Genomic DNA, 4,901 nt, shown 5'->3' with positions numbered 1-4,901 from the left:
GAGCATCGGCCGGACCGCCGCCCGCCTGCTGCTGGCTCGCGTGCGGGGCGGCGCCGACCACCTGCCGTCGCGGCACGTGGTGGTGCCGACCCGCTACGTGCCCCGCGGCTCCGGCGAGATCCGCCCGAGAGCCTGAGCGGCCGCCGCCGCGGGTCAGGTCTCCAGGCGGAAGTGCGGGTCCGGCTCGATGGTGGCCACGTCCATCTGCGCCTTCTGCAGACGGCCGGAGTAGTCCCAGTTCAGCGACTGCCAGCGGGTGAACTGGTCGAGGACCCACTGGCCGGACTGGCGGCTGCCGTTGCCCGAGCGGCCGTTGCCGCCGAACGGCAGGTGCGCCTCGGCGCCGGAGGTGGAGTTGTTCACGCTCACCATCCCCGCGCCGATGCCGGCCCGGAACGCGAACACCTTCGCCGGGTCGGTCGTGTAGATCGACGAGGACAGGCCGTACCCCGGCAGGTCGGCCAGCTCGATGGCCTCATCGAGGGTGGTGTACGGCATCACGCCCACGATCGGACCGAACGTCTCCTGCCGGAACAGCTCGTCCTCGACGTCCAGCCCGTCGACGATCACCGGGTGGTAGTACAGCCCGGTGGACGGGTCGCCGACGAATCCCTCCCGCGGGTTGTCCGCCGTGATGCGGCCGACGCCGGTCGAGCCGTACGTCGTGCGGTCCCCGATCCAGCCGAGGTACTTCTCGTACGACTCGGCGAAGCGTTCGGCGAGCAGCGGGCCGTACACCACGTCCTGCGCCGGGTCGCCGACCGGGGCCGAGCGCGTGACGGCGTCGAAGCGGCGGACGAACTCCCCGTGCACCGACTCGTGCACGATCACGGTGCCGAGCGAGGTGCAGCGCTGCCCGGCGGTGCCGAAGCCGGAGAACAGCGCGGCCTCCACCGCCAGGTCCAGGTCGGCGTCCTCGGCCACGACCATGGGGTTCTTGCCGCCCAGTTCGAGGCAGGGCGTCTGCAGGTGCAGGCCGCAGAGGGAGCCGATGCGCGACCCGACCCGGGACGAGCCGGTGAAGCCGACCTTGTCCACGACCTTGGCGACGAGCGCGTCGGACAGGCCGGCGAAGGTGTCGGGCCCGTCGGCGTGGACGATGTTGAGCACGCCCTCGGGCAGTCCCGCGTGCGCGAACAGTTCGTACAGCGCGTGGGCTGACGCGGCGGCGTACTCGGCGGGCTTCCAGACCACGGTGTTGCCGCAGAGCAGCGCCGGCACCAGGTACCACGACGGCACCGCGACCGGGAAGTTGCCGGCCGTGATGATCACGGCGGTGCCGACCGGCACCCGGAAGGTGAACAGCTGCTTGTCGGGCATCTCCGACGGCACCGTCTGCCCGTACAGGCGGCGGCCCTCGCCGAGGAAGAAGTCGCAGGTGTCGATGATCTCCTGCACCTCGCCGAGCGCCTCGGCGTACGGCTTGCCGATCTCGCGGGTGACGAGCCGTGCGAGGCGGTCCTTGTTCGCCTCGACCAGGCGGCCCACGCTCGACACGACGCGGCCGCGCACGGGCGCGGGCACGGCGGCCCAGGACGCCTGCGCCCCGTGCGCCGTACGGCACGCGCCGACGATCTCCCGCGGCCGGGCCAGGCTCACCTCGGCCACGACATCGGACAGGTCCGCGGGGTTGACGGAACGCACGGTCCGGTCCGCGGCCGGGTACGGCCGGCCCCCCACCACCGACGTGACGGTCTGCATCGCTGAATCCTCCTCCGAGACCGGGTCCGTCACATCGTCCCGTGTCCGGCCGCCGCCCACGAACCGCCCCGGCTCATTCGCGATCGTCCCGGTGTCCTTCCCCGGGCAGCAGGACCTCGGCGAGGTGGACGGCCTCACGGCCGGTGAGCTGCGCGATCTGCGTACGGCAGCTGAACCCGTCGGCGAGCACGATCGTGCCGGGCGCGGCGTCGCGGACCGCGGGCGCGAGGCCGCGTTCGGCGATCTTCACGGACACGTCGTAGTGCCCCTTCTCGAAGCCGAAGTTGCCGGCCAGCCCGCAGCAGCCGGACTCGGGCCTGGTGATCTCCACCCCGGCCTTGGCGAGCAGCCGCAGATCGGCGTCCTGGCCCAGCTCGGCGTGCTGGTGGCAGTGGATCTGCGCGATGGCGCTGCGCGCCCGGTGCGGCGGCGACCAGCCGGCCTCCTCCAGCAGCTCGGCGAACGTGCGGATCCTCAGGTCGGCGAGCCGCTCGTCGCCGGGCAGCAGCTTCTCCCAGTCGCCGCGCAGCGCGGCGGTGCAGCTCGGCTCCAGGCCGACGATCGGGATGCCACGTGCGGCGTACGGGTGGATCGCCTCCAGCGACCGGCGGGCGACGCGGCGCGCCATGGTGAGCTGTCCGGTGCTCATCCACGTCAGCCCGCAGCAGACCTGGCCGTCCGGCACGAGTACCTCGTACCCGGCGTCCTCCAGCACCCGTACGGCGGCCCGCGCCGCCGAGGGGGTGAAGTGGTTGGTGAACGTGTCCGGCCAGAGCAGGACCTGCTTCCGGTCACCGCCGGGTGCCCGGTGGTGGCGCCGGAACCAGCGGGTGAACGACTGCTTCGCCGGAGCGGGCAGGTCACGCTCGGGCGCGACGCCGCCGAGACGCTTGCCCAGCCCGGCGAGCGCCCGCGGGAGGCGGCCGGGGGAGGACGCGGCGCGGAGTGGGCCCCGGGCGAGCCGCAGCCACACCGGCAGCCAGCCCATCGAGTAGTGCGCCATCGGGCGCAGCCGCCGCCGGTAGTGGTGGTGCAGGAACTCCGACTTGTACGTCGCCATGTCCACGTTCACCGGGCAGTCGGAGGCGCAGCCCTTGCAGGCGAGGCACAGGTCGAGGGCCTCGTGCACGGACTCCGAGCGCCAGCCCGCGGTGTCCAGGTCGCCGCGCAGCATCTCCTCCAGCGCGCGGGCCCGGCCGCGGGTGGAGTCCTTCTCGTCGTGGGTGGCGCGGTAGCTCGGGCACATGACGCCGCCGTGGTCGCTGCGGCACTTGCCGACGCCGACGCATCGGTGCAGCGCCTGCCGGAAGTCGCCGTTGTCCGCGGCGAACGGCAGGAACGTGCGCGGGCGCGGCCGCATGCCCTCCGTGCGCAGCCGGTCGTCGATCGGCTCGGGGTCGACGAGGACGCCGGGGTTCATCCGGCCCTCGGGGTCCCAGACGCTCTTGAACTCGCGGAACGCCTTCAGGGCGTCGTCGTCGTAGACCAGCGGGAGCACCTCCGAGCGGGCCCGGCCGTCGCCGTGCTCGCCCGACGGCGACCCGCCGTGGGCGGCGACGAGCCGGGTGGCCTCCTCGATGACCTCGCGGAAGGTCCTGCGCCCGCGCTCGGTGGCCAGGTCGAAGTCGATGCGGATGTGCAGGCAGCCCTCGCCGAAGTGCCCGTACGCCGCGCCGTGCACGCCGAAGCGGGCGAACAGCTCCCGCAGCTCGCCGAGGTACGCGCCGAGGCGGTCCGGCGGCACCGCCGAGTCCTCCCAGCCGGGCCACGCCTGCGAGCCGTCCGGCGCCCGGGTGGCCAGGCCCGCGCCGTCCGTACGGATCTTCCAGACGGCGGCCTGCCGGAGCGGGTCGGTCTCGACGACCGCGCCGGGGAACTCCCGCGCCAGCGCCCGTGCCCGGTCCTCCGCGTCGTCGCCGGTGAGCTCGATGAGCAGCCAGGACGTGCCCTCCGGCAGGCCGGAGCGGTCGCTGCCGCGCGCCATCTGGACGATCTGGGCGTCCAGCCCCTCACAGGCGCTGGGGCCGTGCTCCAGGACCCGGGGGACGGCCTCGCCGGCCGCCACGAAGTCGGGGAAACCGGCGATCACGAGGACCTTGGTCTCGGGCTCGGAGACGAGCCGGAGCGTCGCGCCGAGCGTGAACGCGCAGGTGCCCTCGCTGCCGACGAGCGCCCGTGCGACGTGGAAGTGGTTCTCCGGCAGCAGGTGCTCCAGGCCGTAGCCGGAGACCTGGCGGGGGAAGCGCCCCAGCGACGTGCGGATCGTGGCCAGGTGCCGGTCGCGCAGCGCCCGCAGCTCCTCGATGAACGGGTCGGCGGGCTCCTTGCCGTGGGCGCCGACCGTCAGCGCCGTGCCGTCGTAGCGGAGCACGTCGAGGGACTCGACGTTGTCGGAGGTGCGGCCGTACACGAGCGCCCGGGTGCCGCAGGCGTTGTTGCCGATCATCCCGGCGAGCACACAGCGGCTCCGGGAGGACGGGTCGGGGCCGAACCGCAGGCCGTGCCGGCCCGCCGCCCGGTTGAGGTCGTCCAGCACGACGCCGGGCTCGACGCGCGCGATCCGCCGCTCGGGGTCGAGCTCGACGATCCGGTTCATGTACCGGGAGAAGTCGACGACGAGCCCCTCGCCGACCGCGTTGCCGGCGATGCTCGTACCCGCGCCGCGCGCGGTGATCGCCACGTCGTGGTCACGCGCCGCGCGCACGGCGGCGGTGACGTCGTCGGCGGAGCGGGGGAACACCACGCCGAGCGGCACACGCCGATAGACGGACGCGTCATAGGAGTACTCGGCCCGGCACCGTACGGAGAAGTCGACCTCGCCGTCGAGTGCGGCGCGCAGGTCGTGTTCGAGTGTGCTCATCATGCCCAGCGTCGCAGATCGGGAACGGGTGGCGACGGGCGGGCCGCTCAATCGACGCGCCCGCCGGGGCCCGCGAACGCCCGCAGCAGATCGGCCAGCGCGGCGCGCAGCTCATCGGGGGTGAGTTCGAGCGCGCCGGCACCGGCGAGATGATCGAAGATCAGCCCGTCGAGGCAGGCGACGAAGATCGGTGCCTGCCGCGCGGGCTCGGCCGCGCCCAGGGCGGTGAGCAGGTCCTCGGCGATGGCGCGGAAGCGGGCGCCGGCCGTGACGAGCGCGGCGCGCAGCTCGCTCCGGCGGGTGGCCTCCAGGGCGAGCTCGTACCGGGCCAGCATCCGGG

At 73.8% G+C, this 4,901-nt stretch carries 2 protein-coding genes and 1 pseudogene; all 3 read right to left on the bottom strand.

Annotated features, from left to right (window positions below; genetic code table 11):
• Positions 1–153: 153 nt before the first annotated feature.
• On the bottom strand, positions 154–1,701 hold the full coding sequence (locus ACFFNX_RS42235; RefSeq protein WP_378211870.1) for an aldehyde dehydrogenase family protein: 1,548 nt from the start codon (positions 1,699–1,701) through the stop codon (positions 154–156).
• A 73-nt stretch (positions 1,702–1,774) separates the two neighbouring features.
• Complete coding sequence (locus tag ACFFNX_RS42230) at positions 1,775–4,561, bottom strand: FAD-binding and (Fe-S)-binding domain-containing protein (protein ID WP_378211869.1); 2,787 nt, start codon at positions 4,559–4,561, stop codon at positions 1,775–1,777.
• 47 nt (positions 4,562–4,608) lie between these two features.
• A pseudogene (locus ACFFNX_RS42225) lies at positions 4,609–4,901 on the bottom strand (TetR/AcrR family transcriptional regulator); the annotation flags it as partial.

The organism is Actinoallomurus acaciae (assembly GCF_042429965.1).
In the GTDB taxonomy this organism is placed as follows: Bacteria; Actinomycetota; Actinomycetes; order Streptosporangiales; family Streptosporangiaceae; genus Actinoallomurus; species Actinoallomurus acaciae.
Note: the sequence above shows the minus strand (reverse complement) of the source record. Positions and strands in the feature narration are given on the sequence as shown.